11 protein-coding genes are annotated in these 14,079 nt (G+C 71.5%); 3 read left to right on the top strand and 8 right to left on the bottom strand.

The features are described 5' to 3' along the window. The first annotated feature begins 55 nt into the window (after nucleotides 1-55). Nucleotides 56-607 carry an ester cyclase gene (locus tag AB0B33_RS25185; RefSeq protein WP_360776100.1) on the top strand — a complete coding sequence of 184 codons (552 nt, stop codon included), beginning with the start codon at nucleotides 56-58 and terminating at the stop codon, nucleotides 605-607. Here AB0B33_RS25185 and AB0B33_RS25180 read toward each other — a convergent pair whose 3' ends face one another. Both AB0B33_RS25180 and AB0B33_RS25175 read right to left on the bottom strand, forming a co-directional pair. Next, entirely contained in the window at nucleotides 608-2,803 is a 2,196-nt protein-coding gene (locus AB0B33_RS25180; RefSeq protein WP_360776097.1) for a hypothetical protein, read from the bottom strand. It abuts the gene before it with no gap. Next, nucleotides 2,800-3,474: a DUF998 domain-containing protein gene (locus tag AB0B33_RS25175; RefSeq protein ID WP_360776094.1), complete on the bottom strand. Its 675-nt coding sequence runs from the start codon at nucleotides 3,472-3,474 to the stop codon at nucleotides 2,800-2,802. Before AB0B33_RS25175 ends, AB0B33_RS25180 begins: the two co-directional genes overlap by 4 nt. A 198-nt stretch (nucleotides 3,475-3,672) precedes the next feature. Between AB0B33_RS25175 and AB0B33_RS25170 the strand changes: the two genes are divergently transcribed. Next, nucleotides 3,673-6,144 carry a M14 family zinc carboxypeptidase gene (locus tag AB0B33_RS25170; RefSeq protein WP_360776091.1) on the top strand — a complete coding sequence of 824 codons (2,472 nt, stop codon included), beginning with the start codon at nucleotides 3,673-3,675 and terminating at the stop codon, nucleotides 6,142-6,144. Between the two features lie 46 nt (nucleotides 6,145-6,190). Here AB0B33_RS25170 and AB0B33_RS25165 read toward each other — a convergent pair whose 3' ends face one another. From AB0B33_RS25165 to AB0B33_RS25150, 4 genes are all read right to left on the bottom strand, one after another. After that, nucleotides 6,191-6,796: a LysE family transporter gene (locus AB0B33_RS25165; protein ID WP_360776088.1), complete on the bottom strand. Its 606-nt coding sequence runs from the start codon at nucleotides 6,794-6,796 to the stop codon at nucleotides 6,191-6,193. Between the two features lie 186 nt (nucleotides 6,797-6,982). After that, complete coding sequence (locus tag AB0B33_RS25160; RefSeq protein ID WP_247024289.1) at nucleotides 6,983-8,077, bottom strand: DnaJ domain-containing protein; 1,095 nt, start codon at nucleotides 8,075-8,077, stop codon at nucleotides 6,983-6,985. 425 nt (nucleotides 8,078-8,502) lie between these two features. After that, nucleotides 8,503-10,095 carry an AMP-binding protein gene (locus AB0B33_RS25155; protein WP_360776085.1) on the bottom strand — a complete coding sequence of 531 codons (1,593 nt, stop codon included), beginning with the start codon at nucleotides 10,093-10,095 and terminating at the stop codon, nucleotides 8,503-8,505. Between the two features lie 124 nt (nucleotides 10,096-10,219). Beyond that, the gene (locus AB0B33_RS25150) at nucleotides 10,220-10,351 is read right to left on the bottom strand and encodes a hypothetical protein (RefSeq protein WP_360776082.1); all 132 of its coding nucleotides are present in this window, start codon (nucleotides 10,349-10,351) and stop codon (nucleotides 10,220-10,222) included. A gap of 281 nt (nucleotides 10,352-10,632) precedes the next feature. On the opposite strand from AB0B33_RS25150, the gene AB0B33_RS25145 reads away from it, so the two are divergent. Continuing rightward, nucleotides 10,633-11,586, top strand: a complete 954-nt coding sequence (locus AB0B33_RS25145) for a TIGR03557 family F420-dependent LLM class oxidoreductase (protein WP_360776079.1) — start codon at nucleotides 10,633-10,635, stop codon at nucleotides 11,584-11,586. Between the two features lie 3 nt (nucleotides 11,587-11,589). Here the strand turns inward: AB0B33_RS25145 and AB0B33_RS25140 are convergent, their stop codons facing one another. Together AB0B33_RS25140 and AB0B33_RS25135 are read right to left on the bottom strand one after the other, a co-directional pair. Continuing rightward, a complete protein-coding gene (locus tag AB0B33_RS25140; RefSeq protein WP_360776076.1) occupies nucleotides 11,590-12,294 on the bottom strand; it encodes a transporter substrate-binding domain-containing protein in 705 nt (234 codons plus the stop codon). A gap of 699 nt (nucleotides 12,295-12,993) precedes the next feature. Beyond that, nucleotides 12,994-14,046 carry an aldose epimerase family protein gene (locus tag AB0B33_RS25135; RefSeq protein ID WP_360776073.1) on the bottom strand — a complete coding sequence of 351 codons (1,053 nt, stop codon included), beginning with the start codon at nucleotides 14,044-14,046 and terminating at the stop codon, nucleotides 12,994-12,996. Nucleotides 14,047-14,079: the final 33 nt, after the last annotated feature.

Genomic DNA, 14,079 nt, shown 5'->3' with positions numbered 1-14,079 from the left:
GTGCCTACAGTGTAGGTTATCGTCGGATACCTACACCGTAGATATAGGAGCCGTCATGCCGCAGATCCCCGCTCCCGAAGTCCTCGCGGCGCGGCAGAAGCTGGTGCTCGACCACTTCCGCGACGAGGTCGCCCAGGACTGGGACGCGACGCTGTCGACGTTCCCCCACCCGCACTACGAGGTCATCGCGACGATGACGGTCCACGACGGCGACAGCGCGGTCCGCGGCTACTACCACGACACGCGCACGGCGTTCCCCGACCAGCACCACGAGCTGATCGCGCTGCGGCACAGCGCCGACGCGGTCATCGTGGAGTTCTGGCTGCTGGGAACGCATTCGGGCCCACTGGGCCCGGTCCCGGCGACGGGTTCGCGCTTCCGCGTGCGCATGACGGCTTATTTCGTGTTCGACGCGCAGGAGAGGCTCGTGTGCGAGCGGATCTACTTCGACACGCTTTCGATGCTCAAGCAGCTGGTCGGCGGGGTGGACAAGAAGAAGCCGAAGAACTGGCTGTTGCTGGTACGGGTCGCGCGGGGGTTCCTGAAGATGTCGAGCGGCGAACCCGATCCGCGGCTCGTCAACACTGTGGAGCCGGAGCTGACCTGATCACGCGGGCTTGCGGATAAGCCCGGTGTACCCGGCGAGGGCCAGGGTGGCCAGGCCCCACACGGCGGCTTGGATGAGCCAGATCAGCAGGGTGAACCACTCCCCGGCGGTGGTTTCGGTGTTGAGGTCGCAGCGCGTGCGGACGCCGGTCGGCGAGAGCGGGAGGCCGCGATCGAGACCGACGCCGATGAGTTCGACGGTGCTGCATGGTTGCCCGGCCGGCTGGGCAAAGCTGGTGACGCGCTCCGCGGCGTGGTGGGTGCCATCGGTGATGTGCCCCGCCACGAGACCGACGGTGGCGGCGGCGATCAGCGCGATCAGGAGTGCGGCGGCGGTTCGGCGGGCTCGGTAGCCGTAGCCGGCGAGGAGGCCCCAGGAGCGGTGGAACAGGTGGGTGAGCCGACCGCCGAGTGCCCTGGAGTCGCGGCGCTGGAGGTCTTGCTGCTGGGTGATGAGAACGTGCCGTGCGTTGCCGTCGTGCCCCGCGGCCCGCTCTGATGCGGCCAGCTTCTGGTACGGGGACGGGGTGTAGCGCGGGGTGTGGAAGCGGATCAGGTGCAGCCACTCTCGCCACGAGAGCGATGCCAACGAGCCGAACGTGAAATCGTCGAGATCTACTTTGGTCGACCAGCGGCAGGAGCGGCCCCACGCCTGAACGCACACGAGCCGGCAGGGCAGAAAGATCACGCCGTCGGTCCGGGCACCGATGAGGTTGATGGCGCTGCCGTGGGGATTTCGAATCGAATGGGCGGTGAGGTTGAGCTGTCCTCGTATCTTTGCCGAGGGGAGCCGGAGGGCTCCGCGCCCGCTGTTACCGGTGATTCGCACGTTCTTGAACGACAAGTTGCCCGTGACGTCCAGACGGTCGGCAGTGACCCCGGGCCCCGACCTGTTGACCACCCGCATGTCAGTGCAGGTGAGCTGGCTACCGATTCTGGTGCTGACCATGCGGACCGCGCCGGACGGGCCCGCACCGGTGACGTGGACCCTGTTCAGGTACAGATCTCCCTCGACCTTGAGGCCGTCGGCGACGATTCCGGGGCCGGTCTCGTTGATGATCCGGGCATCTGCGGCGCTGAATTGGCCCCTGATGTTCCCGCCGAGCAGACGGAGGGCCCCAAGTTCGCCGCTGCCCGTGAGACGGGCGTCCCGCAGGGATAGCTGGCTGGTCGCCCCGATCCCGTCGGCGATGATGGCCGGCCCCGCGAAGTTGTGGACGTCGAGTTCGTCCCCGCTGAGCTGGCCACCGATCTGCGCTCCCGGGAGACGGAGCGCACCGTCTGACCCGTTGCCGGCGATGCGCGCTTTGCCGAGGTAGAGGGTGCTGGCCACGCGCAGGTTGTCAGCGGTGATGGCTGGGCCGGACGGGTTACTGACCTGGAGCTCCGCGAACTGGGCTTGACCGCCGATCTCCGTTCTCAACAACCGCAACGCGCCGAGCTGGCCGGCTCCGATGATGTGGGCGTTCATCATGTACAGGTTGTTTCCCACTTGCAGACCGTCGGCCTGGACAGCAGGTCCTGCGTCATTGACGACTTGCAGTTCGGCACCGTCGAGCTGGCCGCCGATCCGGGCACTTGTCAGACGGAGTGCGCCGTACTCCGCGAAGCAGTGGATCCGTGCACGCCAAAGGGTCACGTCGCCGTCGACGTGCAAACCATCACCGAAGAGGGCGGCAATGGAACCAGTGCGGATCTCGAGACCGCTGCAATCGAGTTCGCCCACATGGGCGTCGCCGAGGTTGATCGGTGGTTCATCCGAGTCCGCTTCGGTGATCCGTGTCCCTGCCAAACCCAGTACGCCCTCGACTCGAAGGCGGCCCGCGTCGAGATGGTCGATCCGACTGTCTTCGCAGGTCAGGTTCTCGATGTGCGCATCAGCTGCGGAAAACGAGCCCTCGATCGTGCACCGGGTCAGGTACAGCCCGCACTTCGCCCGCACGTGGGCCAGGTCCAGATCACCCGTGATGCGCGCTCCGGTCAGCCGGACACCACGCGGGTCCAGCTCCCCATGCCGCCCCAGCAGCAGCTCCCGCAGAAACCGCCCCCGCACCAGGTGCCCACTCACGTCACTCACGGCGAGCAGATGCGCGGGCAACTCGCTGACCTGCGCCACCACGCCCCTCCGGGCGCTGTCGAGCAGCTCAAGCTCCGGCGGGGTCAGGTCGGTCAGCACCGGCAGGGGATCGTCACTCACTCCCGGCTAGTCGCGAGCCGATCATCGTCAGTTACGCCGACCGGCGCCAGCAGGACACCCAGCGCGATCAGCTCCGTCAGCGCCATCCCGCGTTCCACCAGGCCGAGCGGGATCAGGGTCCACCAGCGGCCGTCCTCGGCCGCGGCCACCACCACCGCGCCCAGGATCACCGCGAACCAGCCCAGTGACAGGAGCGCCAGCACGCGTGCGAGCCGGCGCCGTCCCGGTGACGCCGGGAACGCCGTCCGCGCCGCCACCAGCACCGCCAGCGGCAACGCCACGAACGCCACCACGCTCGCGATCCGGTGCAGCGTCCCGCCGAAGTCCGCGCGGGAGACCGTGGCCCAGTCCGGCTTCGGGAAAGCCACGATGACCAGCAGCCCGACCGTCCACAATGTACCCAGGATGGCCGCGGGGACCGGCAGCCGCCGTTGCCCGGCCAGCACCGCCAGGCCCGCGGCCGAGCCCAGGGCCACCAAGACGACCGCGAGGTCGAACACCCACTTGTGGTCGGACAGGCCGTACTCGCTGATCGTGCGGCGGGTCGGGCTGATCGCGTCGGTCGGCGGGATGACCTGCAGCAGCAGCACCAGGCCGGCGCCGATCGCCAAGGCGGCCAGACCGCTGAGCGAGACCGCGACCGAAACCCGTCGCGCAGGGACCGTGACCATGGACCGACAGTAGCCGACCACCGGTTGAACTCCCGGTGAAAAGGTCCATCCGGGCAGCCGTACGGGCTTGAGGCTGTACGACTTACGGCGGTTACCGCAGCCGGATTTCCTCCATTATGGTCACTCGCTACCGGTACGTCCGTGCTGCCGGCCTCGGCAAGGAGGTCTTTTCCTGTGGGGAATTCACCAAGACGGCTAGTGTTGCTGGCTTCGGCCGTCGCGCTGGCCGGAACGTTCGTCGCGCTACCGGCCGGTACCGCCGGTGCGGCGCAGAACATCCTGCGCGCCGACAAGTCCGTACCCCGCTCGTGCTTCGCGAAAGTGCTGCCCAAGGGCACCTCGGGCACCGATCGCCGCGAGCTGACGTCCACCGTGGACGGTCTCGTCCAGGCCCGCCTCAAGGCGACGCCGGGCACCGAAGGCGACTGGGACGTCGCCGTTTTCGACAAGGCGACCGGCGCCGTCGTCGCCGCGTCGACCGCGTTGCGCACCCACGAACTCGCCGAGAGCTTCGTGAAGAAGGGCCAGCAGCTCGTCGTCCAGGGCTGCCGCTACGGCGGCTCGGCCGGGCAGGCCCAGCTCGGCGTCGACTTCCTCGCGCTGACCCCGCAGGGCACGCCGACCGGCACCGCGGCCGCGTCGCAGCGCGCGGAGCTCGTCCGCGTCGAGACGCCGACACGCGCCGACAAGAACAAGCTCAACGGCCTAGGCCTCGACGTCACCGAGAAGGGCGACGCGACCGGCGTCGAGGTGGTGCTGGCGAACGACGCCGACCGCAAGACGCTCAAGGACAGCGGCTTCAAGTCGAAGGTCGTCGAGGCGGACCTGTCGGCCAAGTCGGTCCAGGACGCCAAGACCGACCGCGAGTACGCCGCGAAGACCGCGGCCTCCGCGCTGCCGTCCGGGCGCACCAGCTACCGGCACCTCTACGAGTACAACTACGAGCTCAAGGAGCTCGCCCGCAAGAACCCGAACCTGGTCTCGGCGTTCACCATGCCGGAATCGACCTGGGAAGGCCGCGACGTCGTCGGCGTCGAAATCGCCACCGACGTCAAGAACGTGACCGACGGCAAGCCCGTCAACTTCACCATGGGTGTGCACCACGCCCGGGAGTGGCCGGCGGCCGAGCACGTCATCGAGTGGGCGTACGAGCTGATCAACGGCTACTCGCACGACGCCGCCATCCGCAGCATGGTGAGCAAGACGCGCAACATCATCGTGCCGATCGTCAACCCGGACGGCTTCGAGATCTCCCGCGAGGCCGAGCCGAAGGGTGACTTCACCCGGTTCGACTACGAAATGAAGCGCAAGAACTGCAACGTCAACGACTCGCCGCCGCAGTTCGCGACCGGCGTGTGCAAGGCGAACCCGGGCGGGCGCGTCCGCGGCACCGACCCGAACCGCAACTACGGCGGCTTCTGGGGCGGCAACGGCGCCGAGCTGTCCTGGAGCGGCGACACCTTCCGCGGGTCCGCGCCGTTCAGCGAGCCCGAGGTGCGCAACGTTCGCTCGATCGTGTCGTCGCGCCAGGTCACGAACCTGATCACGATGCACACCGTCGCCGCGCTGGTGCTGCGCCCGCCGGGCGTGGCGGACGTCCGCGCGCCGCTGGAGGAACCGCAGTACAAGGCCCTCGGCGACAAGCTGGCCTCGCGCAACGGCTACACCAGCGAGCCGAGCTGGGCGCTCTACGACACCACCGGCACCACCGAAGACTGGTCGTACTGGGCCACCGGTGGCTGGGGCTTCACCATCGAGGTCGGCGGCAACGGCTTCCACGGCCCCTACGCCGACAGCGTCGTGGCGGAGTACGAAGGCCTGGCCCCCGCGGCCGGGGCCGGCAAGGGCGGCAACCGGCAGGCGTTCCTGGACATGCTGGGCAACGCGGCCGACCCGCAGCAGCACTCGACGCTGATCGGTTCGGCGCCGAAGGGCTACCAGCTCAAGCTGCACAAGACGTTCCAGACGCCGACGTCGCCGGTGATCCAGCCCGACGGCTCCACCAAGCCGCCGATCTACTACACCGACGACCTGAACTCGAAGTTCACCACCTCCGGCGGGCGCTTCGCCTGGTCGGTCAACCCGTCGACGCGGCCGTACGTGGCCGGCCGGTACGGGCGCGACCCGCAGGGCCCGGCGCAGCAGGGTTACGCGGTCGCCAACCCGGCCGGCGTGCCGCCGATCAACCAGAACTACCCGGCCGACGCAGCGGGTGACTCGTTCACCTTCCACGTCGACGGCCTGCCCAAGGTCGACAACGGGAAGTTCAGCGTCAACATCAACTGGGCGAACACCGCGACCGACTGGGACCTCTACGTCTACGACTCGGCGGGCAACCTGGTCAGCTCGTCGGCCAACGGCGGTACGACGTCCGAGCACGCCGTGCTGTTCGACCCGCCGGCCGGCGACTACAAGGCCGTGGTGGTCAACTACGACCAGGCCGACCCGAACGCCGTCGACGACTGGGCCGGGGACGTGTCGTTCTCGTCGCCGATCCCGCCGACGTACGGGACGAAGGAGGCCTACCAGCTGACGTGCTCGTCGCCGAAGGGCAAGCTCGTCGGCGTGGCGGACGTCTTCGTCGACCGCGGCCAGACGGTCGACGTCGGCGAGGTCTGCACCCGCTCCGCGCACGCGCAGAAGCAGCGCGCTTCGGGCGGCGTCCGGTAGTTCTCGTGGGTTCGTGAAGGCCTCCTCGCCCGCCGCGAGGGGGCCTTCACGGCGTTGTGGCCAGGACGACCCCGAGTACGACGAGGATCGTGCCCACGACCCGGTTGAGGGCCGGTTTCGCGTGGGCGTACCAGCGCTGGGTGGCGGGGGAGGAGAACAGCAGGGCCACGCTCAGGTGCCAGGCCGCCGACGCGGCGACGATCAGCGCGACGGCGGCGGCCTTGACGGCGGTGGGCTCGGTGGGCGGCAGGGTCGCGGTCAGGACGCTGCCGAAGAAGGCCGCGGCCTTCGGGTTGGTGAGGTTGCTGACGACGCCCCGGCGGAACGCGTTGCCGCGGGCTTCCGGCGGGGCGGATTCCGGGGCCTTGGCGGTCAGCCACAGGCGGAGGCCGAGCCAGGCCAGGTAGGCGCCGCAGACGATGCGGAGGGTCGTGGCGAGCCAGGGGTGGTGCGCCAGGACGGCGCCGAGCCCGAAGACGGCGACGGCGGCCAGGAGACCCCCGGCGGCGACGACCCCGAGCGCGACGGCCAGCGCGGCCCGGCGGGTGCCGGCGGCCGCGGTGTGGGCGATGAGGATGAAGTTCGGGCCGGGGGAGACCGCGGCCGGGAGGTAGGCGAGCAGGACGGTGCCCAGCGTGGCGGCGGGGCTCATCGGGCCGGCGCCGCTGGTCCGGCGACCCCGCGTGGCGGGCCGGCGGGTCCGGAAGTCATGAACGACCCTTTCACCGCGTCCGGCGAGGTGAACGACTCGTTCATGACGGTGTGACCGCCGGACCAGCCACGCCGGTCCGGCACAGCCCTGGCTCGCCGCCGCGCGCCGGGAGCGAGGCGGGCCGGGTCACGCCGCGCGGCCGCCTCCGCCGACGACCTGGTCGCGGACCGTCCGCAGCGCTTGGTGGTCCACAGTGGACGGATCGGCCGCCAGCCACTCGCCGATCTCGTGCAGGAACTCCTCCGGCGTCATCGGCGCCGCCGTCAGGTCGCCGGGGTCGGCCGTGGTCAGGTCGCCGCTGCGGCTCGGGTACACGATCATCGCGCCGCGCAGCGCCACGCCCGGCAGCAGGTCGCGGTAGGCCGCGAGGCTCTCGGCGAGCCGGCTCCCGCCGCCGCGGAACGGCCTCCCGTTGCGCAGCAGGCGTCCGTCCTCGGCGGTCTCGTAGTGGCCCGGCAGCCAGAGCTTGGACTCGATGAGCACCAGGCGCTTGCCGCACAGGACCGCGTGGTCGACGTCGGCGAACACCGAGCCGGGCCAGGCGAGGCCGTGGAAGATGCGGGCGCCGGGGAGGCGGGTCAGGTAGGCCTCGAGCAGCTCGGCCGTCAGGCGCTCGGCCAGCTCGTCGCGTTCGGTGCCCGGCGCGCCGAAGGTGGTGCGGCCGCCGAACTCCTCGGCGTAGGCGTCGCGGGCCCGTGCGGCGCGCAGGTAGCCGCGCGCCAGCCGCTGGACGAGCACTGCCGTGCCCGCGGTCAGCAGCAGCCACACGACGAGCACCGGCGGCGAGAACCCGACCCCGGTGACCAGCGGCAGCAGCACGAGCACCATCCCGGCCACCGCGGCGACGACCGGCGTGTGCCCCGGCCCGCGGCGGCGGCCGTGCCGCATCCGGGTGTCCTCGCCGGCGAAGTGCCACCAGCTCAGGTCTTCGGCGTCCAGGTCGGGCAGGTCGGGGACGAACCCGGGCTCGTCGCCGAAACGCCGCCGGGGCCGCGGGCGGACCGGCACGGGCACCACGGTGGCGCCGCCGGAGTCGTAGCGGGCGCGGCTGACGGGGTCGCTCAGGACGTCGTAGGCCTCGCGCAGCAGCCGGAACGTGCCGACGGTGCCGCCGCCGTCCGGGTGCATGCTCTTGGCCAGCCTGCGGTAGGCCGTTTTGACGTCGGACGCCGTGGCGTCCCGGCGGACGCCGAGCACCTCGTAGTAGTCGACCTCGGGCACGCTGGCGTTCACCTCCGGATGGCTGCGCGAAAACCTTATGGGGTCGGGTTCCGGCCCCGGCGACCGCCTCCGCGGCGCGCCGGGGTGATGGTCCTGCGGACCAGGTCAGGGCCGTGTCCGGAGTTTTACCGCGCTTCGCGGGACCCCGTCCGCGGCGGGTGGCCGGGCGCGTGACGGGCCGCCGTCCGGTCCCCGGAGCGCGTTTGTGGTGCTCTGTGACTGTCCATTGAGGACTTAATGTCGCCCGGAAGTGTTGTAATGGGCGGGAAAGCCGGGGTTATGGTGACTATTCGTGGTCGGAATTCACCTGAACAGACGCGAACACGTGTTCGAATGTTCGGCTAAGCTGGGGTCCTGTCCTCGACCTCCCTCAGACGTGACGGGCCCACCGCCACCCCACCTCGGCAGCGGGTCCGTCACCCCCGTCAGCGCTCGCGCAGCAGGAACCGCTGGAGCTTCCCGCTGGCGTTGCGCGGCAGCGCGTCGATGAAGCGCACCCGGCGCGGGTACTTGTACGGCGCCGCAACGGCTTTGGCGTGCTCCTGCAGGGCGTGCACGAGGTCCGGGCCGGGAACGGCGCCGGGTCGCGGCACGACGAAGGCGGTCACGACCGAGCCCCGGTCCGGGTCGGGCGTGCCGACGACCGCGCACTCCTCGACGTCGGGGTGTGTCAGCAGCACTTCTTCGACCTCCGGGGCCGCGATGTTGTAACCGGAGGAGACGATCATGTCGTCGCTGCGCGCCACGAACCTGAAGTAGCCGTCGGACTCGCGGACGTAGGTGTCGCCGGTGATGTTCCAGCCGTCGCGGACGTAGTCGGCCTGCCGCGGGTCTTCGAGGTAGCGGCAGCCGGTGGGGCCCTGGACCGCGAGCCGGCCGGGGGTCCCGTCGGGCACGGGCGCGCCGTCGAGGTCGAGGACGGCGGCGCGGAACCCGGGCACGACCTTGCCGGTCCGGCCGGGGCGGACGTCGTCGTCGGCCGCGGAGATGAACACGTGCAGCAGCTCCGTGCTGCCGATGCCGTCGATCAGCGGGCGGCCGGTGACCTCGCGGTACCGCTCGGCCACGGCGCCGGGCAGCGCTTCCCCGGCGGAGACGGCGCGGCGCACGCCGGCCAGGAGCGGCCCGTCGCCGGCGCCGAGGATCGCGCGGTAGGCGGTCGGCGCGGTGAAGAGCACGGTCACGCCGTGCTCGGCGACGACCGAGGCCAGTTCCTTGGGCGTCGCGCGTTCCACCAGGAGCGTGGACGCGCCGGCGCGCAGCGGGAACACCAGCAGGCCGCCCAGGCCGAAGGTGAACGCCAGCGGCGGCGTTCCGCAGAACACGTCGTCCGCGGTGGGGCGCACGACGTGCCGGGAGAACGTGTCGGCGATCGCGAGCAGGTCGCGGTGGAAGTGCATGGTCGCCTTCGGTGTCCCGGTGGTGCCGGAGGTGAAGGCGAGCAGCGCGACGTCGTCGGCGGCCGTGGGCACGTCGGCGAAGGTCGCCGGGTGGCGGGCGCAGCGGCCGGCCAGCTCGGCCGTCTCGGTGCCGAAGGGCACCGCGGGCAGGCCGGGCGGCAGCTCGTCGAGCAGGCGCTCGTCGCAGAGGGCGACGCTCGGGCGGGCGCGGTCAGCGATCTTGTCGAGCTCGTGGCGGCGCAGCATCGGCATGGTCGTGACGGCGACGGCCCCCGCCTTGAGAACGCCGAGCCAGCACGCGGCGAGCCACGGCGTGTTGGTGCCGCGCAGCAGCACGCGGTTGCCGGGCACGACTCCGAACTCGGCGGTGAGCACGTGTGCGATCCGGTTGGCGCGCGCCAGTACGTCGCCGTAGCTCCACGTCTCGTGCGGTGAACGCAGGCACGGGCGGTCCGGGCCGAGGCGGGCGGCCGTGGCGTCGAGCAGTGCCGTCGCGGCGTTGAGGCGGTCCGGGTAGCTCAGCTCCGGCAGGTCGAACACCAGCCGCGGCCACTGCTCGCCGGGTGGCAGCCGGTCGCGGCAGAACGAGTCGGTGTGAGCGCTGGGAGTAAGCCTCATCGCAGCCCCTCGGGTCTCGACCTGCACCCCGAGGAACGTAGCACTCGTTGCGACCGTCGAGAAGACGCAATAACGCATCGATGACGGCGGCAACGGATGATCGATGTCGGTGGGCCTCCCGATGTCAGGGGCGCCGGACCTGGGCCGACTGACCGGGCGTCACGAAGGCCGTCGTCACGGTCACCTCCGCCAGCACGACGTGGATCCGCACCGGCTTCCCCGGACCGGCGGGCTCCACCGAGAGCCGGGTGAGCACCCGGTGCACCGCGATCGAGTGCGCGCCGACGCCCCGGTCAGCGTGCTCGAACGCGGTAGCGAAAGGCGGCGCCGCCCGGGCCGTGGACGGTGGCGGCGCAGACGAGCAAGGTCAGCGCGAGGGCCGGCAGGCGAGTCATGGTGGTCGTCCCCTCCAGATCAGATGATCTTCAGGTCTAACGCACGGCCGTTGTCCGGCGCCGGGGCGCGAGGACCGGACATCAACGTCCGGACAACCCGGTGCGGGGGTTTTGGCGGGCGCGCCGGTGGTAGTCCCCGGGAATGGTGAGTGTCGGCTATTTCCTGTCTTCCGAAGAGTTCTCGCCGCGTGAGCTGGTCCGCCAGGCCCGGCTCGCCGAGGCCGCCGGCTTCGAGCGGTTGTGGGTCTCCGACCACTTCCACCCCTGGCTGGACGAGCAGGGCAGCAGCCCGTTCGTCTGGTCGGTGCTCGGCGCGCTCAGCGAGGTGACGTCGCTGCCGATCTCGACGGCGGTGACCTGCCCGATCATCCGCACGCACCCCGTGGTCGTCGCGCAGGCGGCCGCCACCGCGGCGGTCCAGTTCGAGGGCCGGTTCGTGCTCGGGGTGGGGACCGGGGAGGCGCTCAACGAGCACGTCACGGGGGAGCGGTGGCCCTCGCCGCCGGTGCGGCTGGAGATGCTCGAAGAGGCGATCGACGTCATCCGCGAGCTGCACACCGGCAAGGAGGTCAACCACCGCGGCCGGCACTACACGGTCGACCACGCGCGGCTCTACACCGTGCCCGACGAGCCCGTCCCGATCTACGTCTCGGCGTTCGGCCCCGCGGCCGCCGAGCTGGCCGCGCGCGCCGGCGACGGCTTCTGCACCGTCATGCCGGACGCGGACCTGGTCCGCCAGTACCGCGAGGCGGGTGGCGGCGACCGGCCGGTGCAGGGCGGCCTCAAGGTGTGCTGGGCCGACTCCGAAGACGACGGCGTGCGCACCGCGCACCGGCTGTGGCGCAACGAGCTGCTCCCCGGCCGGCTGCCGTCGGTGCTGCCCACCCCGGCCGACTACGAAGCCGCGGCCAGCCTGGTCACCGAGGACATGGTCCGGGAGCAGTTCGCGTGCGGCCCGGACGCCGACCGGCACGTCGAGGCCGTCCGCGAGTTCGCCGACGCCGGGTTCGACGAGGTGTACGTCCAGCAGATCGGGCCCGACCAGGAGAAGTTCTTCGAAGCCTGGCGCACCCAGGTGCTGCCCCGGCTGGCCTGAGAGTCAGTCCGCGACGGTCGCGTCGCCCTGGTTCGCGCGGCGCAGGGCGTCGGCGACGAACCCGCTCGCCTTCAGCTCTTCGACCAGGTCACGCAGGAAGGCGATGGTCTCGGGCCGGCGGTCCGGGGTGGTCCCGACGGCCTGCCGGATCTGCATGAACCGCTCATCGACGACCCGTGTCCCGGGACGCGCGGCGACGTAGGCCGTCATCGGCTGCCGGATCCCGGCGGCCACGTCGAGGCCCTGCTCCTCGAAGACGGCGACCCCGTCCTCGCCGCGGACGATCGTGGCGTGCGAGAGCGTCCGGGTGAGGTAGAGGTCGTACGCCGACCCCTGCTTGACACCGATCCGCACCCCGGGCCGGTCAACATCGCCCGGCGACCGGACCGGCGACCCGTCGGGCACGACGTACACCCCCTCGATGACGACGTAGGGAGCGGTGAAGGCGACCTCGGCCGCCCGCGCCGGCTCGATCGCCAGGAAGCACAGGTCGGCGGCACCCGAGGTCAGCGCCTCGAACGACTTCCGGGCGGCATGGAAGCACCGGAGTTCGACCTCGACCCCCAGGCGCGCGCCCACCTCCCGCGCAAGATCAACGGTGACCCCGCCGGGTTCGGTCGCGGTCCCGTGCGCGAGCACGGGATTGCCGAGGTTGATGGCGGCCCGCAGCACACCGGTGGGCGCAAGGTCGGCGGAAAGATCTCCCATGACCGGCGAGGGTAACCGCGCACCGCGGCGCGAGTGACCGAAGTGTCACCCACGCCACCGCCGGGGCGCCGCCGCAGCCGGACCGCTGCTCACGCCACCCGGTCGCGCCGCGGTGGCTCGGTTGTTGCGGGTGCGGGGCGCTTGCTCGTCCCGTCGGCGGTCACCCGGCCGCGCCGTGGCGGCCCGGACATTGCGGGTGCCGGGTACCTGCTCACTCCACCGACGGTCACCCGGTTATACCGCGGCGGCCCGGTCGTTGCGGGCGCTGGGGCACTTGCTCACGCCACCCGCTGCGGCCAGGCGGCTTCGGGTGCGGGGCACTTGCTCATCCCGCCGACGGCCATCCGGCCGCGCCGCGGCGGCTCGCTTGTTGCGGGTGCCGGGCGCTCGCACCCCCCCACCGGCGGCCATCCGGTCGCGCCGCTGCGGCCCGGTCGCTGCGGGTGCCGGGCGCTCGCACCCCCCACCGGCGGCCATCCGGTCGCGCCGCTGCGGCCCGCTCGCTGCGGGTGCGGGGCGCTTGCTCACCCCGCCGCTGGCCACCCGCCGCGGCCAGGCGGCTGCGGTGCCGGCCGGCAGACGGCCCGCCGCACTCGAGGGGTCCAACGACTGCGGGCCGCATCGTCGGCGCGGCCCGTGCGGCTCGATAGCCGCCGACGCCACCGCCGCGGTCGGGTGGCCGGCGGTGGCGGGCCGCCATCACTCCGCAGGCAGGCCGTCCGCTGTGCTGAGCTCGTACACCGTCTCCTGGTGGTACGTCTCGCCCGGGCGGAGCACCGTCGTCGGGAAGTCCGGGTGGTTCGGTGAGTCGGGGAAGTGCTGCGCCTCCAACGCGAACCCCGCACCGCGCTTGGGCAGGTGGTTGCCCGAATAGAACTGCAGGCCCGGCTCCGTCGTGCGCATCGTGAGCAGGCGCCCCGACGCCGGGTCCCACGCGCGCGCGGCGAACGGAGCCCCCTCCGCCAACACCCAGTTGTGGTCGTAGCCGTCCGCAAGCCTCAGCTGGGGGTCGCCGGAACCGATGCGTGCGCCGATCCGGGACGGGTGGCGGAAGTCGAACGGCGTGCCCGCCACCGGGACCGGCGCGCCCAGGGGGATCAGGCCCGCATCCGTCGGGCAGAAGTGGTTCGCGGCGATCTCCACGTGGTGGTCGTGCACATCGCCCGCGCCGGCCAGGTTCCAATACGTGTGGTTGGTCAGGTTGACGACCGTCGGCGCGTCCGTCGTCGCGCGATAACCGATGTGCAGCCGCCCCGGTGCCTCGAGGCGGTACGTCACCTCGGTCGTCAGGCAGCCGGGGTACCCCTGGTCGCCGTCCGGGCTGATCAGGGTCAGACGTACCCCGTCGGGCAGCACCGTCGCGGACCACACTCGCGTGTCGAATCCTGCCGGGCCGCCGTGGAGGCTGTTCTTGCCGTCGTTCTGCGGGACGCGGTGGCGGACGCCGTCGAGGGTGAAGGTGCCGCCCGCGATGCGGTTGGCGAAACGGCCGATCGCCGCGCCCAGAAAGACCCGGGCCGCGTCCGGGTGGTTGTTCGCGACGTACCCGGCCAGGTCCGGGTAGCCGAGGACGACGTCTTCACACCGGCCGTCGCGGTCCGGGGCCTCGATCGACTGGATCACCGCGCCGTAGTCGAGGATCCGCACCGTGAGGCCGCCGGGGTGGGTCAGCGTGTAGCGGTGGACGTCCTCGTCGCCGGCGCGGCCGAAGAACTCGGGAACGGGTGCGGTCATCGGGACGCCCTCCAGCACGCTGTTAACGCTAACACCGTGCCGGAACTCTAG

Source organism: Amycolatopsis sp. NPDC049159 (assembly GCF_040648295.1).
GTDB classification, from domain to species: Bacteria; Actinomycetota; Actinomycetes; order Mycobacteriales; family Pseudonocardiaceae; genus Amycolatopsis; species Amycolatopsis pretoriensis_A.
Note: the sequence above shows the minus strand (reverse complement) of the source record. Positions and strands in the feature narration are given on the sequence as shown.

Excerpts from the sequence above, each read along its gene's own strand:
- AB0B33_RS25165 (WP_360776088.1), bottom strand. The coding sequence starts at position 6,796 with ATGAGCCCCGCCGCCACGCTGGGCACCGTCCTGCTCGCCTACCTCCCG.
- AB0B33_RS25140 (WP_360776076.1), bottom strand. The coding sequence starts at position 12,294 with ATGGGAGATCTTTCCGCCGACCTTGCGCCCACCGGTGTGCTGCGGGCC.
- AB0B33_RS25155 (WP_360776085.1), bottom strand. The coding sequence starts at position 10,095 with ATGAGGCTTACTCCCAGCGCTCACACCGACTCGTTCTGCCGCGACCGG.
- AB0B33_RS25145 (WP_360776079.1), top strand. The coding sequence starts at position 10,633 with ATGGTGAGTGTCGGCTATTTCCTGTCTTCCGAAGAGTTCTCGCCGCGT.
- AB0B33_RS25175 (WP_360776094.1), bottom strand. The coding sequence starts at position 3,474 with ATGGTCACGGTCCCTGCGCGACGGGTTTCGGTCGCGGTCTCGCTCAGC.
- AB0B33_RS25185 (WP_360776100.1), top strand. The coding sequence starts at position 56 with ATGCCGCAGATCCCCGCTCCCGAAGTCCTCGCGGCGCGGCAGAAGCTG.